We start from the raw sequence: 15,666 nt of genomic DNA, 5'->3' as shown, positions 1-15,666 counted from the left end.
AAATGACTTATTAAAAACGTCTCAAATTAAAATCAAGGAAAACCTCTAAAAACTGAAGTTTTTAGAGGTTCCCTCTACTCTGTCTGATGCGTTTACCCTTTCGCACAGAAGGAAGGCACCCGTTGAAGATATTTTTAATGCAGTTGCCATGGTGTCTTGCCGTTCTTTGTATACGGATTATAGAACCTTTCATTTACATTACAAACCATAGCTTTCTCCATGTCATAATTCCATCACAACCTTTCCCCTACCCGTGCAAAAAGCTCAGCATAGTGCTGCGCATCCTGCTTGGACTGCTGCACAAAGGCGTTGTCTTCAACATAGCCGAGTACAGCATCCCGCTCCGCGCGATTCCGGTAGGTAATATCGCGGAAGTGATTGGTGTAGTCTTTTTTCTTGGTGATAAGAACCTGTGCTTCAATGTAGCGGTTCAAGCGGAGCGCTTCGTCAAGGTAGGTTCGCCAGTGTGATTCGGTAAGGGCGGAAACTCCGGCGAGCCGACAGAGTACGCTATAGGCATGTTCTGCGCGGTCAAAGGGATACCGTTCCCAGAGCCGGTCGTATTCGGCGTGGATTGCATGCCACGAAGTAAGCTCCCCTGCCCCAATTCTACTGCGAAGCCGGTCATATTCGTCCTCGCGTATCAGCTGCCCGCCTGCATTGACCCACGGGATTGTTCCGTTTTGAAGCTTGAACCGGCAGTATTCACCACTGCGGCTAAACACCTCACCGTCGGCGCCGGTTTCATCGATGTATTTTGCTAAAACGGTTACCCCGTACCATACGAGCATATCGCGGTACGCATACCATGCATCTACGCCGTGCAGAATCTTCACCGGGCGGGCGGAATGCTCGATGTTTTCGGCAGTAAGGGGCAGTTTTTTCAGCTCATCCTGTTTATGTGCTAAAAGATAGTGAGCACTTTCGGGTTGATTTCCTGCCGCCGTCCATGCAATTTCAAATATGTGTTCCAGCAGCATCATCGCGTGCATAATCTCCCCGGCGGTATCGCAGGCAAGCACCTCGGTTTCAATCTTTTGCGTCTTTGTTTTCCGTTTATCCCGTTTCTTGAATTTATCGTTATTACGGGCAAGCGCATACATATTATACATCCAAAAATAGGCAGGCATAATATCGAGGCAATTTTCCCGCAAATTATCGCTGACCAAGCTAAACGGGAAAGGAATATCCAGTTCGGCGGGATAATTGCCTTTATTCAACAGCACAAAGGACGCAAACCGGCAGTTATGCTTGAGCGTCGCGGAAAGCCCCGGCCAAAATCCACGACCGGCGATAATCTCTCCGTCATTGCCGCGGGTATTGTGGTTTGACCCTACCGTAGCGGCGGCCGCCATATTGGACTGCCCCTGAATCATCGCAGCGATGAGGAATGAGTTGTTATGATGCTGCTCATGGTAGGGAAAGATCAGGGCATTTAATACTTCGCAGCAGGAGATGGTTGAATTATCTCCCATCACGGAGTGAATGAGGCGGGCGCCGTATTTGAGCGTACAGTTATTTCCGAGCACAAAGCGCACTGCCTTAACGCCGTAGAACACGCGGCAGCCGTATCCGATAATCCCGTTGACCAGTTCAACCCCTTCCCCGATCTGCGTTGCTTCTTCTGCGGAAGACCGGATAGTCAGATTTTTTAACTTATTGGCGCCCTTAATATAAACCGCCTCGCCGAACCGGACATCCTTGATAATCTTACAGCTTTTAATGACTGCGTTGTCACCGACGGTGCCGTAATACCCGCGGGCGGAGTCGCAAGAAGCCTGCGTCAGCTTTTTCAGCTGCGCCATCAGCTTTGCATCATCGCGGTACCGCGCCCACATAAACGCATCGGCGCAAATCATATCCGCAAAGGGGAGAATTTCCCGTCCGCCCGCTTCGTTCATCACATCGATTGTAACGCGGACTGCTTCATCTTCCCCGTCTTTAACGATACCCTCACCGAATTTAGCATGATCGGTTGCCGCCATCTCATCTATTCTGCTTAAAATGACGGTATTTCCCACGATATAGTGCGCAAGATAAGCGCAATCATGCACGGCGCAATTCGCTCCGATATCGCAGGAGATAATTTTGCTGTTGGTAATCCCCGCGGGAACAATAAAATCATGGTAACGCAGATAGCATTCGGTTAAAGAGGAAATCCGCACCAATCCGGCAAAAAGCGAGTTTTTAATGAGCGACGGTGTAAAAGGGTCTTCCACCAAAAAGGTATTCCAGTTAGTGCAGGTATTTCCGTTCTTGATGAGCGTTTCCACCTCGTTAAAAGTGAGCGGTCGCCATCGGTGTTTCTCGGCAGGATTCTGCATAAAGCGAACGGTATATTCATCCCGTCCGGCAGACAGGAAGGCTTTATTTACAAAGTTTATTCCGAAATTATCGGCACTTATCACATGTACCGGCACAGATTCCTCCAAGCACTACGATTTTCGGCTGTGAACGCGAATCTTCTTTTTGAGGGTTTTAAACCAAAATGAGCGCAACCGCTCCGCATAGGAGTAGAGGCGATAGCGGAAGCCCCGTACCGGAATATCAAGAGTTCCCACCCGATGGATAATCGTTCCGCCGAATCCTGTTTTAAATCGATACAGTCCATACATGGGGTGTTTGGGATCATCGGTGGGGGGTATCCCGTAAAAATCATAGGAGAGACAACCGTACTTTTGAGCATCCTGAATTGCCTGCCATTGCAGCAGGTATGCAGGCATAAGATTGCGGTGTTCATTTGAAGAAGCGCCGTACAGATAGACTGCTCCGCTCGGAGAAAAAAAGCGTGATAATCGCGGCGAGCGGTTTTTCTTCAAAGTAAGCGATATAAACTGAAATAAGTATACGTTCGGTGTCGAATGCAGGATCGCGAGCAAGTCGGCAAAGTGAGCGGTAATAGTTTTCGCTATGAATGGCGATACCGTCCCTTGCAGCAGTTTCACGATAGAGTTCATAAAAGACCGGTACTACATTTTCGGCTTGACTTCCGGAAAAACAGCGAACCTGCACGCCTTTTTTTTCAGCAAGCCGGATATTATAGCGCCATTTAGGTTTACAATCGGCGAGCAAGGCATCGAGCGGCTGCCCTAAATCGAGCTGCACCGTATCGGGGGGCTGAATATCGGAAACCGCCTTAATGAGGCGGCATGGTGTTTTTCCGCCGGTACAGGGAATAAGCGGGAAGTCTTGGGAAGAGAATGCCTGTGCTTTTCCGTTTTTAATCGAACATTCCCACGGCGGATCAAAGCGAATCAAAAAAACGTAAGAAGGCAGCAAAGGAACAAGCTTTTCTGCAAGGTTCGCAAGAAAAATACCCCGCTGTTGCGCCGTTTCAGGAAGATGTGAATCGTTCGTAATGAGGATCGACGGCCCCATCGGAATATAGGCAAGAAAGCCGAAGGGACTCAATTGCCGCAATAAAACCGTGAGTAAAAAAGAACGAGTACCTGCACTACGTACCTCATATTGCCGATATGTCCAGCCTTGCTCCTTTTTAAATTCCGCCCAAAAGCGGCTCTGCAAAAAATGCTGCGCAGGAGTTTTCATCGTCATATTGGTACATTCTTTTATCGTCAATGTATTCATAGCTGGCAGGAACGATAGCGGAAAAAGGAGCTTTTGTCAAAGGATTGAGGTGGTTTTAGCCATCGGGGTAGTTCAACCTGTAGAAAAACTATCTGCTTACACTCCCCCGCCCCATCCGCGCCATTTTTCTGCAAACGGGGTTTGTGTTTCCGATTCGGCAGTCTTTAATTCCTGTAAAAAAGCGGCCAATTCCTCCGGGGACATTGTCTCTCTTAATTTATTGATTGTACGGATTAAATCTTGTTGGGCACCGCTCGCGGTTTCTTTTGTCAGTTGAGCATTGTTTTTTTCCACCTTTTCGCGGAGACGTTTTGCATATTCTCTGCCGTCGATGGATTGCGCAACGGGGATGCCTGCCGTCACACCGATAACTGCAAGCACTAATTTAAGTCCGACAAGTCCGCCTGCACTGCTCGCATATTCAAAAAGAAGCACCGGTAAGATAAGCGGTTTTAAACGCCTCATAGTAGAAAATAGTAAGCGCACTATATGCGATAAGGAGTATAAACGCTGCAGCAAGCCGTCTTTTGGTATACCATCCCATCGGCTGAATAAACAAATAGATGATCGCTGCAATCAAAACCAATGCAAAAAAAAGTTCGGCACTCCAAGGCAGCATAAGAAAAGAAAAAGACTCTGTATGAATTACATTGCGTAACAGATAGAACTGGCCAATAAGAATGACAAGAAAACAGATAACCGTCACCCCGCCCCGCGCACGGGTATTTGTTTTATTTTGTTTCATTTTATATATATCCCCTCGTGAATTGCCATCTCTGTGCGAAGTTTTATTGATTTAAAACTTCCCACATTTTTTTCTAGCAGACGGCAAACACATCAGGCAGATTAGATGAAAAGCGCAGAATAAAGAGGTTATGAGACCATTTGAACCGCGCAGAGGTTCAACTCTGGTCGAATAACATCTCTTATTCTGCGGGGGTATTCAAAAAAGTACCTGATGCGTTTACACCGTCAGCCTAGCAGGTTTCTATTGACGAGTCAACGGAACTGCGGTACAAAAGATATGGAGGAGTTATGCTGCAATTCAATCCGGTACATCTCGCTTTTGCCGTTATGATAATCGGTGTTATTTTTACCTTTGTATTATCAAAAAAAGAAATCAAACAACTTCGGACGTTTGCCGATGCCTTTGCTATTCCGTTCGTTAAACTTTCAAACTATATTGCGCCACAAAAACCCGCAAGCTCATTGCTGACGGAAAAGACGGAATCCGGCGGAATCAAACCGCTCCAACCCGAAGAACAAACGAAAGAAATGCGCGACATCATTAAACGAGCAGGAAATACTAAAGCAGTAAAACTCTTCCGTGAAATGGTGGAAGCCGAAGATGCACTGAAAAAGGCCGCGGGGAAAAACCGTCGCAAATGCTATCAATTTGCCGAACCCGTTGCCCGTATCCTGTATATGACACATACCTTTCTTACCGGCTGCGAAAATCTTGCCACCATTGATACGGAAAGCAAGCTGGAGGAATTTAACAGCTTTTTGAATGAGCAAGTATCACATCGTATGACTTTATTGCGGTTGATCAGCGGTTCTCTTGCCGATGAATACCGCGAACTGAATAGCGTATATGCGGCGGAGATGGAGCAAATCGAGCGGGAACAGATGATGCTTATGAAGCAGAATGTTCAATAATACAATCAACACCCCGACGCAAAGTATCGTGACGGGGTATTAAACTCTCCGCTAACAATCGATTTTAAAGACGCCCAAATCGGTTTCTCTGAGTCACCGATTATTTCCACAAAAATTCAGGATAATAGTTTTCTTTAATTTTTTGCGCTATTTCTTTTTTTACAATTTCGCGGTCTTCGGGATAGGTCATACCGAACCAGCGTTCATCGGTGGTATAACATTTGATTGTGCCGAGCCCTTTGGTAACCAGCATACTGGCGCCTTCCGGTAGCAAACATTCGGCTTTTTCGCTTGCGATGTTCTTTTTAATAAACTCTTCAAAGAATACGTGAAAACCTTCAAACGCTTTAAGGCTAAAGCCGAAGAGATTCATAGACACGGTTTCTTTACCGGTTAAGTGGGTTACTCCGTTTTCAAGCTGAGAGAGAATTACCCGTTTACCGTTCTCTTCACCGTAAGAAATCTTGGTATGCTCTTTCATAGAAACGAGCATTCCATTTTCAACGTTGCATACTCCCCGTGAGACGGAACCGGATTCGCTCATCGTATTTTCCAAAATATAGCCGACCATCGCATGATTCGGAGAATAATTGTCTAAAGTTGACAGGTGCCCTGCCATCGTTTTATAGGCTTTGCGTCCATAATAGTCGTCTGCATTGATAATGGCAAAGGGTGTTTTAACGGAATTCTCCGCGCAAAGGACGGCGTGAATAGTACCCCACGGTTTTTTACGGTTCACCGTTTGCGGAATTTCTTTGGGGTCAAGCAGTGAATCAATAGATTGAAACAGATATTCGGCATCGCAATTGCGGGCAACTCTATCAAATAAACGCTCGCGGAAATCGGCTTCAATATCTTTTCGAATAACGAATACTACTTTTCCGAAACCGTTATGAACCGCATCGTAGATTGCATAATCCAGCAATGTTTCATTATGCATCCCCACCGCATCTATTTGCTTAACGCCGCCGTAACGGCTTCCCATTCCTCCTGCTAAGACCAACAATGTAGGTTTCATTCTATTTTACCTCCATAAATACTCACTTCTATACATTCAACGCTTCAAAGAAAACGCCGATTAACCCGTTTGAGGATCAATCAGCGTTTTAAAAGTTCATTAATCACACTATAAAAGCACTTTAAATGCACATAAAATTAACAGTAACCCCTAAAAACTCAAGTTTTTAGAGGTTTTCGTATCTTTACCGTTTGTTTACATGACGGAAAATAACACGTTTTTCCATCGTTGTCATTGTCTTACCGGTGGTAGCGCCTTTCAAATCCTCAACTTCGACGGAAGAAAAACCTTTATCTCGTTTGTAATTTGAAAAGAATTCATACATAACCTTTTCAGCTTCATCTTCGTTAAACGTGTTCTTATCTTCTTCGTATACGCAATAGTATTCCGCCCAGTTATCGGTTTTATAAATTTCAGTTAGATAAAGAGAGGCATTGGCACGCCCTTCAACCTTAATTTTTTGCTTTTTAGGCTGTACAGTCTGTGCAGACAGGACAACAGCAAGCAGCATAAATGCGCACAGCGCAAGTATTTTCTTGTTCATTATAGATCCTCCTATAAAGTAATAATCGAATTCAGTATATACGGAAAAACCGTTCTTGGCAATATCGAGTGTTCAGGGCAACCGCATCAGGCATTTTTTTAACAATCCCGCAGAATAAATGAGGCATTTCAACCGGAACTGCCAAGGATAGCATCGCTAAAAAATGTACATCCTTGTACATTTTTTAGCTTCGAGTTTTCCTAATGAAAAACTCGATACTGTTTGGAACCACTGACTTCCTGTCAGTACAGCGATGTTTTGTGCACGCACAAAACTCGCCTTCAACTGCTGTACACGGATGTACGGCAGTTGAAGATGGTTCAAATGGTCTCATAGTCTCAATTTTTCCGCGATTTTTATCTATCCTACCTGATGCGGTTGCCCCCTTCTAAAAAAACATTCGAAATTTTTAACAAAATTTCGAATGAAAAAGAAAGCAACCGTTTGAAAATAGTAGCGGTACGGTTGCCTTGTTCCGCGTTATTCACATAGGGCAATCGGGGCGAAAGTTTCGGCTTTAAGTGCAGCGCCGCCGATTAAGCCGCCGTCGATATTCTCTTTAGCAAGTAAGGCCTTTGCATTTTCAGCCTTCATTGAACCTCCGTACTGAATTACCATTGCATCGGCAGCGGCTTTTCCATAGAGCTTCGCAATGACAGATCTGATATGTGCATGAATTGCATCGGCATCCTCCGGTGTTGCCGTCTTACCGGTGCCGATTGCCCAGACCGGCTCATACGCAATGGTAACCCGTGCCAGTTCTTGTGCGGTTACGCCTTCCAAGCCTTTTTCGGTTTGCGATGCACAAACAGCTTCTGCATGCCCCGCTTCGCGTTCTTCCAGCAATTCGCCGACGCAAAGGATCGCTTCAAGCCCGTGTTGCAATGCAAGCCGTACCTTTTTGTTGATCATCGTATCGGTTTCCCCGTAAATATGGCGCCGTTCCGAATGGCCGAGAATAACAACCTGTACACCGATATCCTTGAGCTGCAATACTGACACTTCTCCGGTATGAGCGCCTTGCTCATCGGTACTCATATTCTGCGCACCAAGCAAAACATTAGTTCCCTTTACTACCTGAGAAACAGCATCAAGGGCGGTAAAGGAAGGAGCAATCATGTATTTGTGCTTTCCGCCTTTGACAGCCTCCACCACACCTTTTGCCAAATCTACGGCTTCTCCCTTTGTTTTGTGCATTTTCCAGTTACCTGCAATAAAATATCTACGCATACCTTCTCCTATAAAAACTTTTGTAGGATGTTTCAGAGCCTTCGGCTCTGTTCTGTAAAGAAATTCATTAACTTGTCCGCTTAAGCGGACTGCGAATCAACATCCGAAAAAGTTTTTAGCTGTGCGCGAATGCGCGCACATATAAATAATCAAGTTTGCACCGCAAACTTGCGATAAAAAGCATCGACGCAATTTTAGACGATGCTTTTTATCTCATCTCCTATAAAAACTTTTAGTTATTCCATTATACCGTACCTTTATCGATTTTTAAAGGGTACCGTTTTGCCTGTTCCGCCGTTCTATCATATGCAACGCAAACGCAAACGGAATCAGGACTTTTTTTATTATATATTCTCGGTTATAATAAACCTGTCCCGAAACGGAAGTTTCCGAACAGGTTTAATAAACAAAAGAAGGATGATGCGATGAATGTATTTGATATAATTGGTCCCATCATGATTGGTCCATCCAGTTCCCATACAGCAGGGGCGGTACGAATCGGTTTAATGAGTAGACTACTGCTGGGCGCCCCTGCTGTAAAGGCATATATCAGACTGCACGGTTCCTTTGCACAAACATACAAGGGACACGGAACCGACCGTGCACTTGCAGCCGGGATTATGGGTATGCAAACCGATGATGAACGCATCAGAAGAAGCTTGCAAATTGCCAAAGAAACAGGGCTTGCCATTACCTTTGAGCCGACGGTAATTCCCGATGCTCATCCGAATACGGCTGAAATTACGTTAACCGATGCAGCTGGAAAAACGGTGTGCGTACAGGGAGCATCCGTCGGCGGCGGAAACATTATCATCACCAAAATAGACGGTAGAGAGGTGAAAATCACCGGTCAATCCCCGACGATTATCGTCGTGCACAATGACATACCGGGAATGATCGCCGCCGTAACCGCATTGATGGCTCAATATAAACTCAATGTCTACAAATTCAACCTTGCACGGGATAAAAAAGGCGGAACCGCAATCATGACTTTACAGATTGACGGGCGCTCCCTTGGAGAAAACTTGCAGGCTGCTATCGAGAAAATACCCGGCGTTATTAAAGTGATTTTTGTCAGACCGTTCTAAAAAACGGCAACCGATAAAGGAATTCATGGCAACCGCGCTAATACTATCTGACGCGGTTGCTTTCCTTTTGCGAGAAATTTCGAAAAAATTTCTCGCAGTTTATTTTAAAAGGAGGGTAAACACATCAGACGTGTAGACAAAATGGCGCAGAATCAGTGAGGCAGGGCAACCATTTGAGACGCGAAGCGGCGAAATTCTGGTTGAACAGCCTCACTGATTCTGCAGGGGACGTCAAAAATAGTCTGATGCGTTTACCCGGAGCAGGGAGACAACGATGCTTAGTTATGAATCAATCAGCGAATTATATAAAACAGCAGAAGCACAGCATAAACCTATCAGGGAGATTGTATTAGAAGATCAAGCAGCACAGCTTGAACAGCCGGAAGCAGCACTAATCAAGCGGATGGAAGAAAACTTGACTGTTATGCTGGAAGCAATTGAAAACGGCAGTAAACAGGGAGTTAAATCTACGAGCGGCTTGACCGGCGGGGACGCCTACCGGCTAAAACAAACAATCGACGCAGGTAAACACCTTTGCGGAGATCTTATGTCAAATGCTATTCAGATGGCAATGGCAGTATCCGAAATAAACGCCGCGATGGGGAAAATTGTTGCAACTCCTACAGCCGGTTCTTGTGGAATCTTACCCGGGGCATTAGGCGCCTTGTTAAAAGTACGCAGTATCCCGCGGAAAGAAGTAGTACTGTCGCTGTTTACCGCCGGAGCTATCGGCATGGTGGTTGCAAATAAGGCATCGATTGCGGGGGCTTCAGGCGGCTGCCAAGCTGAGTGCGGCACCGCTTCCGCAATGGCGGCTGCTTGTATTGTGGAACTCTTAGGCGGTACACCGGAGATGGCAGCGCATGCCGTGGCAATAGCGCTCAAGTGTATCTTAGGATTGGTATGCGATCCCGTCGCCGGTTTGGTGGAAATTCCCTGCATTAAACGGAATGCCTCCGGTGTTACACTTGCTTTTACCGCTGCGGAACTGGCACTTGCAGGGATTAAAAGCGCAATTCCCGTTGACGAAACCGTAGAAGCCCTTAAACGGGTCGGAGACGGACTCCCCGCAGCGCTCCGCGAAACCGCTCAAGGAGGTTTAGCAATGACACCGACAGGACAAGCCTTTGAACGGCAGGTCTTCGGTACGCGCTCACCACTCACCGGCAGTCCGTGCAGTACCTGTGGTTCATGCGGTAACTGATGAGGATAGTCTTATATTATTTTAAAAAAACTCAGTACAAAAACAATACCGAAAATGGTTATACACGACATTACCGTTGAAAAAATAACGACTTGAGCGGCAAGTTCATAATCGCAGCCAAGCTGTTCAGCCATAACTGCTGAAATGACGGCTGTAGGAGAACCGTACAGAGCAATGAGCGCCACAATTTCATTGGCGCGAAATCCAAGATAAATAGCCAACGGAATAAAGATTAACGGCATACCGATGAGCTTGCCGACAACGGTAATCAATAGATTTCTAAAATTTGCCGAAACTTTTGAAAAATCGAGCATCGCACCCAGTACGATAATGGGAAACACACTGCCTACTTTGCTTATATCCGTCAGCGACTTATCTAAAAAATGCGGAATAGGAGGGTGCAGCAAGGACATCATAATGCCTAAAACTGAGGCAATTATCATGTGGTTTTTCAATACATCTATTATCAACTTCTTTTTGTTGACAGCGCATCCGCCGTAAATTGAGAGCAGGACAACGGCTGCAGCATTAAAAATGGGGATAATAATCATAATAAGCATCGATGCCAGTACCGCGCTGTTTTCTCCTGCTATATAGGAAGAAAGCGGAATCCCAAGCATCACAAAATTGCTCCTAAATGTCCCCTGTATCATGACGCCTTGCTTTTTTTTATCTTTTTCAAAAAGAGGTACAATGACAACAAGCAAAAAGATAGCAACTAAAATACTTCCGGCAGCATACAGGACAAAGCGTAAATCGAAAACTTCATTTAAATTTGTCTTTCTGATATTATTAAACGTTACGAGCGGCAAAAAGTAAGTCAAAGCATAACTTATTTAATTGAGCTATCGTTGTCTTGCTGAAATACCCCTGTTGTTTGAGAAAATAGCCGAAAACAACTAAGAGAACGACCGGCATAACTGCATTAAATGCTACAAAGAAACTTCCCATGTACGCTCCTTACTCTACCGGTTCAAAATTGTCCAAGCGCCCGTTTTAGGTAAACGGGCACTTGGATACGTTATCTCGTTATCAGAGATGCCCTATACCTTAAACTTTTCGATTTCTCCGGTAACGTTTGCTGCGTTTTTCTGATTATTCATCGCGATAGTATTTACTTCTTGCATTGCATTGTTGATTTCCGCTATTCCGGTCGCCATTTCAGTCATGCTTTGCGTAATAATTTCCGACAGGTTGGCAAGTTTTTTGATACCGGAAGAAATATCGGCAGCTCCGGTTAGAATCTCATCCGAATCCGCTTTGACCTTTGCCGTTATTGCATTCATTCCATTAATCACATTCAAAACTTCTTCACCACCCTGCATTTGCTCCTTCATAGTACGGATCATGCCGTCTTCCTGCCGATAGATAAAGTCCATCATAGCGCTGATTTTTTCAAACTGCTCCGCTACCAACGGTCCTGCACCGTTAAGGCTTTCGATTTTATGTTTGAGTTCTTCCAAGACCTTTGTAATACTTGTTCCTTGAGCTCCCGATTCCTCTGCCAATTTCCGTATTTCATCGGCGACAACTGCAAACCCTTTTCCAGCTTCTCCGGCATGAGCTGCCTCAATTGCCGCATTCATCGCGAGAAGGTTTGTTTGACTTGCCGTATTCTGAATAACCGTAATAGCATCGAGAAGCCCCTCGGATTGCTCCGTTACTACTTTTGTAACCTCAACAACCATAGCAACGGTCTCTTTACCGGTGTGCGTTGTTTTTTCAAGGGTTTTAATCGATTGAAGATTCTTTTCAGCCCGTTCCTGTAAAGTCTGAATGTTTTTTATGATCTCTTCGATTGAAAGGGATGAACCGGAAATACTTTCAGCTTGACTGTCGATACGAGAATCAAGATTTGAAATGGTTTCAGTAATAGCATCTATCTTTGCAGCAGTTTCATTAACCTCCGTATGCTGTACCATTACTCTATCTTTCACGTTTTCAATATTTCCTGTTATCTGATTAAGCGCTGCAGCAGAATCCAGCATCCGCGTAGACAATGTCTGGCTGACCGACTGCATGTTTTTTGCCGTATCGGTTATGACCGAAAAAGAAGCGCGGATTTTTTCTATTGCATTATTCATCGATAATGCGATAGAACCGAGTTCGTCGGAATGCACTGCAGCTTGAACGGTAAAATCACCTTCCGCAACTTTATCAAAAATAGTATGGAGCTTAATAAACCGTCCGAATAAATAGCTGAGCATAAACTGATTAATTATGATCATAAGTATCAATAGAACAGCTGTCCATAAAAGAGAATATCCTAAAATCGAAAGAATAGGCGGTATAAAATCTTTTACAGGAACTGCCATGATAGTATAATACGGCAAATTTGCAAGCTGTTTTTTAACAACCACAACTCTACCGAGCAAATCGTCATCATAGTATTGAAGATTGCTATAGCCCGTTAAGTCTGAAAGAGTACCTGTTACCGTATTGATTTTTTTATTTGTAAAGTCAACATTTGAACAAAGCGATATTGTATCGGTATTATCGATAACGCCGATCCAAGATTGCGGACTCGGCAGCGATTTATTTATTTTAGCAACGGCTTTTTGCAAATCAACCGCCATACCGGCGAATCCGATTGCTTCTCCTGCCGAATTAAATATTTTTATATCAAACCAAAAATTTATTTCATTGAGTGTTCTATTGTAATCGACACTACAAAATAACGTTTGCGGATTTTTCAGCATGGTAAAAAACCATGAATCATCGGCTTCGGTAAGCACATCTTTTTTTATCTGTTTATTATTATCAACAACATAGTAACCACCCGTTAATTTCGAGGCAGCAAAGCAGGTAGAAAATTGCTCGTCTTTACTGAGTTTCAGCATTTTTTCGATAACATGAGCACCGGTTTTTTCATCTTTTTCATACGCTTCAAACCAATCTATCAAATAAGGCTCTTCCGCTAAATCTTGTGAAAGCGCTAAGCCAACCGCAAGATTTGTCTGTAGCTCGGAAGACGAAGCATCCAACATAAACGGTACGTTTTTGTAAAAATTACCTTCGATATATGCCCTTGCTTGCATAACGCTAAAAGCGAGTGCTCCGCAGACAGCAATAATAAGCGTCGTTACCAAAAACAAATTAACTGATGTCCGTATTTTCATATACTCTCCCGCATAGCTAGAAAAAAATGAGTGTGCGGTAAGTATACCGTATTTTCTTTTTTATAGCTATAGAGCGCACCTCATACAATCTGATGTGTTTACCTTGAGCCAGCCGGTGGCGTTTTTTTTCTTTTTATGTTACATTAAAAGCTCTATGGATTATTACGCAGTGCAGGTAAAAACGGGCAAGGAACCGGAGCTGTTAAAGAAAATACGGAAACTAAATGAAGAAAACCATGAAATAGAAGCCTATTTTCCGCGCCGCGTACTGTATATTAAAAAGAAAGGTATACGGCATAAAGTTGATGCACCGGTATTTCCCGGCTATATCTTTTTAGAAATCGATGACTTATCGCTTCCGCTTTGCTGGCGGCTCCGTAAGACGCCGAATTTTTATCATTTTTTACCGAATAATCAAAATCCGCTGCCGCTTGCCGATAACGACCTCTCGCTTTTGCGTCATTTTCTTTCGTTCGGAGAAATCACCGCTCCATCTAAAGTGTACTTCGACGCGAATGCACGGATATGTGTTGTAGAAGGGGCGCTGAAAGGGCTTGAAGGAAAAATTATCAAAGTTGATAGAAGAAAGCAACGGGCTAAGGTACTGCTCGACATGTACACCGACAGTTTTCCCATTGATTTAGCTTTTGATGTGATAGAGCCGGCGGCGGCCGGTTCAAATGGAGGGGAGAGATGACTGCTCCAAACAATAAAGTACAGCCGACCGTGTATATTATCGGGGCGGGGCTGGCGGGCACCATGATTGCCCATGAGATAAAACGAAAGGGCGTATTCGGCCGCGTCGCAGCGTTCCTTGATGATGATCCGCAGAAAATCGGCAGTAAGATTGAAGGGATACCGGTACTTGGGCCGATTCAAGATGTTGCCCGCCTTATCAGAGTGGAGGCGCGCGATGAACTGCTGATTGCCATTCCAAGCATAAAGGCAGAGCGGCTGCGTGAAATTTATGCGATTGTAAAAGAGGCAGGATTTACCACCATCAAATTACTGCCTGGCATTTCGCAGATTGTGGACGGCAATGCGCACCTTGTACAAGCACGGGAGATAAACCCGCAAGACCTGCTTGGACGCACACCGATAAAAATCAGCCTAAAGAACAGCCTCGCCTATCTGCGCGGAAAGCGGGTATTGATAACCGGTGCAGGCGGCTCTATCGGCAGCGAGCTTGCACGGCAGCTCCTTTCAGGCGGAGCCGAGCGGCTCTACCTATTCGGGCATGGGGAAAACTCAATCTACCAAATCGATAAGGAGCTGCGCCTCTTACAGGAAGAAGGGGTCGGCGACAAGGCGACGATCGTGCCCATCGTAGGCGAGCTGAAAGACCGTGATTATATGCAGTATATCATTGAGAAGCTCCGCTGCGATGCGGTTTTCCATACGGCGGCTTACAAGCATGTACCGCTGATGGAAGCGAACCCCGTCGCCGTCATCGAAAACAACGTGTTCGGTACCAAGAACCTGCTCGACGCCTGTATCGAAAACGGTGTTAAACGCTTTGTGCTTATCTCGACGGATAAGGCGGTTAATCCCGTATCGATTTACGGGGTTTCGAAGATGCTCAACGAGAAGATGGTACTTGATGCCGCCGCGCGCGTCAAAGAAAAATACGGCAGTCCGGATTATGCCTATATGTTTGTCCGGTTCGGAAACGTACTCGGTTCGCGCGGCTCGATTTTTCCGCTCTTTGTCGAACAGGTAAAAAAAGGAGGCCCCGTAACGGTAACCTCCCCCGATATGATGCGCTTTTTTATGACCATACCCGAAGCCTGCTCGCTGGTACTACAGACGGGCGGAGTGGGCATCAACGGGCAGTCATACTTACTGGATATGGGCGAACCGGTGAATATTCTGGAAACCGCCCGTCAACTGATACGGTACATGGGCTACGAGCCTGAGAAGGACATACCGATAGAAATTATCGGGGTACGTCCGGGAGAACGGCTGGAAGAGCCGCTCACTTCCGAAACGGAGTACACCGAGCCGACCGATTACCCGAAAATTCTCCGCCTCCAAAACCATGAAGAATACGGCCGCGATACCCTTAGCAAACTGCTTGCCGCACTACAACCCGTATGTTGTCCTTCGGGAGAGACGGAGCTTTATCGGAATAAAGAATACCTGACGCGTATACTCTGCGATGCATGTCAGTCGCTTAGGGATGCGCAGTAAAAGCACTTCCCGCACATTAAATCTAA

The 15,666-nt window shown here is 45.3% G+C and carries 15 protein-coding genes; 5 read left to right on the top strand and 10 right to left on the bottom strand.

The window, feature by feature from the left end; translation table 11 throughout:
- Positions 1-233 precede the first annotated feature (233 nt).
- From GWP40_RS07115 to GWP40_RS07100, 5 genes are all read right to left on the bottom strand, one after another.
- Positions 234-2,420: a DUF4954 family protein gene (locus GWP40_RS07115; protein WP_212564765.1), complete on the bottom strand. Its 2,187-nt coding sequence runs from the start codon at positions 2,418-2,420 to the stop codon at positions 234-236.
- Between the two features lie 15 nt (positions 2,421-2,435).
- Positions 2,436-2,723 (bottom strand): peptidoglycan bridge formation glycyltransferase FemA/FemB family protein, encoded by a 288-nt coding sequence (locus GWP40_RS12820; protein WP_230974320.1) that lies wholly within the window; start codon positions 2,721-2,723, stop codon positions 2,436-2,438.
- A 13-nt stretch (positions 2,724-2,736) separates the two neighbouring features.
- A complete protein-coding gene (locus GWP40_RS07110; RefSeq protein ID WP_230974319.1) occupies positions 2,737-3,588 on the bottom strand; it encodes a lipid II:glycine glycyltransferase FemX in 852 nt (283 codons plus the stop codon).
- A 96-nt stretch (positions 3,589-3,684) separates the two neighbouring features.
- Positions 3,685-4,053 (bottom strand): hypothetical protein, encoded by a 369-nt coding sequence (locus GWP40_RS07105; protein ID WP_212564764.1) that lies wholly within the window; start codon positions 4,051-4,053, stop codon positions 3,685-3,687.
- A complete protein-coding gene (locus GWP40_RS07100; RefSeq protein ID WP_212564763.1) occupies positions 4,010-4,333 on the bottom strand; it encodes a hypothetical protein in 324 nt (107 codons plus the stop codon). Before GWP40_RS07100 ends, GWP40_RS07105 begins: the two co-directional genes overlap by 44 nt.
- A gap of 290 nt (positions 4,334-4,623) precedes the next feature.
- Here GWP40_RS07100 and GWP40_RS07095 point away from each other — a divergent pair, with 290 nt between their 5' ends.
- Positions 4,624-5,247, top strand: a complete 624-nt coding sequence (locus GWP40_RS07095; protein WP_212564762.1) for a hypothetical protein — start codon at positions 4,624-4,626, stop codon at positions 5,245-5,247.
- A 100-nt stretch (positions 5,248-5,347) separates the two neighbouring features.
- Here GWP40_RS07095 and GWP40_RS07090 read toward each other — a convergent pair whose 3' ends face one another.
- From GWP40_RS07090 to tpiA, 3 genes are all read right to left on the bottom strand, one after another.
- Positions 5,348-6,265 carry a nucleotidyltransferase family protein gene (locus tag GWP40_RS07090; protein WP_212564761.1) on the bottom strand — a complete coding sequence of 306 codons (918 nt, stop codon included), beginning with the start codon at positions 6,263-6,265 and terminating at the stop codon, positions 5,348-5,350.
- 184 nt (positions 6,266-6,449) lie between these two features.
- Positions 6,450-6,809 (bottom strand): hypothetical protein, encoded by a 360-nt coding sequence (locus GWP40_RS07085; RefSeq protein ID WP_212564760.1) that lies wholly within the window; start codon positions 6,807-6,809, stop codon positions 6,450-6,452.
- A 480-nt stretch (positions 6,810-7,289) separates the two neighbouring features.
- Positions 7,290-8,039: a triose-phosphate isomerase gene (gene tpiA, locus GWP40_RS07080; protein ID WP_212564759.1), complete on the bottom strand. Its 750-nt coding sequence runs from the start codon at positions 8,037-8,039 to the stop codon at positions 7,290-7,292.
- Between the two features lie 425 nt (positions 8,040-8,464).
- On the opposite strand from tpiA, the gene sdaAB reads away from it, so the two are divergent.
- Both sdaAB and sdaAA read left to right on the top strand, forming a co-directional pair.
- A complete protein-coding gene (gene sdaAB / locus GWP40_RS07075; protein ID WP_212564758.1) occupies positions 8,465-9,127 on the top strand; it encodes an L-serine ammonia-lyase, iron-sulfur-dependent subunit beta in 663 nt (220 codons plus the stop codon).
- A gap of 274 nt (positions 9,128-9,401) precedes the next feature.
- On the top strand, positions 9,402-10,331 hold the full coding sequence (gene sdaAA, locus GWP40_RS07070) for an L-serine ammonia-lyase, iron-sulfur-dependent, subunit alpha (RefSeq protein ID WP_212564757.1): 930 nt from the start codon (positions 9,402-9,404) through the stop codon (positions 10,329-10,331).
- 11 nt (positions 10,332-10,342) lie between these two features.
- Here the strand turns inward: sdaAA and GWP40_RS07065 are convergent, their stop codons facing one another.
- Positions 10,343-11,155: an AEC family transporter gene (locus GWP40_RS07065; protein WP_230974318.1), complete on the bottom strand. Its 813-nt coding sequence runs from the start codon at positions 11,153-11,155 to the stop codon at positions 10,343-10,345.
- A gap of 219 nt (positions 11,156-11,374) precedes the next feature.
- A complete protein-coding gene (locus GWP40_RS07060; RefSeq protein ID WP_212564756.1) occupies positions 11,375-13,450 on the bottom strand; it encodes a methyl-accepting chemotaxis protein in 2,076 nt (691 codons plus the stop codon).
- A 154-nt stretch (positions 13,451-13,604) separates the two neighbouring features.
- Here GWP40_RS07060 and loaP point away from each other — a divergent pair, with 154 nt between their 5' ends.
- On the top strand, positions 13,605-14,147 hold the full coding sequence (gene loaP / locus GWP40_RS07055) for an antiterminator LoaP (RefSeq protein WP_230974317.1): 543 nt from the start codon (positions 13,605-13,607) through the stop codon (positions 14,145-14,147).
- Positions 14,144-15,640, top strand: coding sequence for a polysaccharide biosynthesis protein (locus tag GWP40_RS07050; protein ID WP_212564754.1), 1,497 nt, complete (start codon positions 14,144-14,146; stop codon positions 15,638-15,640). The genes loaP and GWP40_RS07050 overlap by 4 nt, the downstream gene beginning before the upstream one ends.
- Positions 15,641-15,666: the final 26 nt, after the last annotated feature.

The sequence above is a fragment of the Treponema vincentii genome, from assembly GCF_018336815.1.
Lineage (GTDB): Bacteria > Spirochaetota > Spirochaetia > Treponematales > Treponemataceae > Treponema.
Note: the sequence above shows the minus strand (reverse complement) of the source record. Positions and strands in the feature narration are given on the sequence as shown.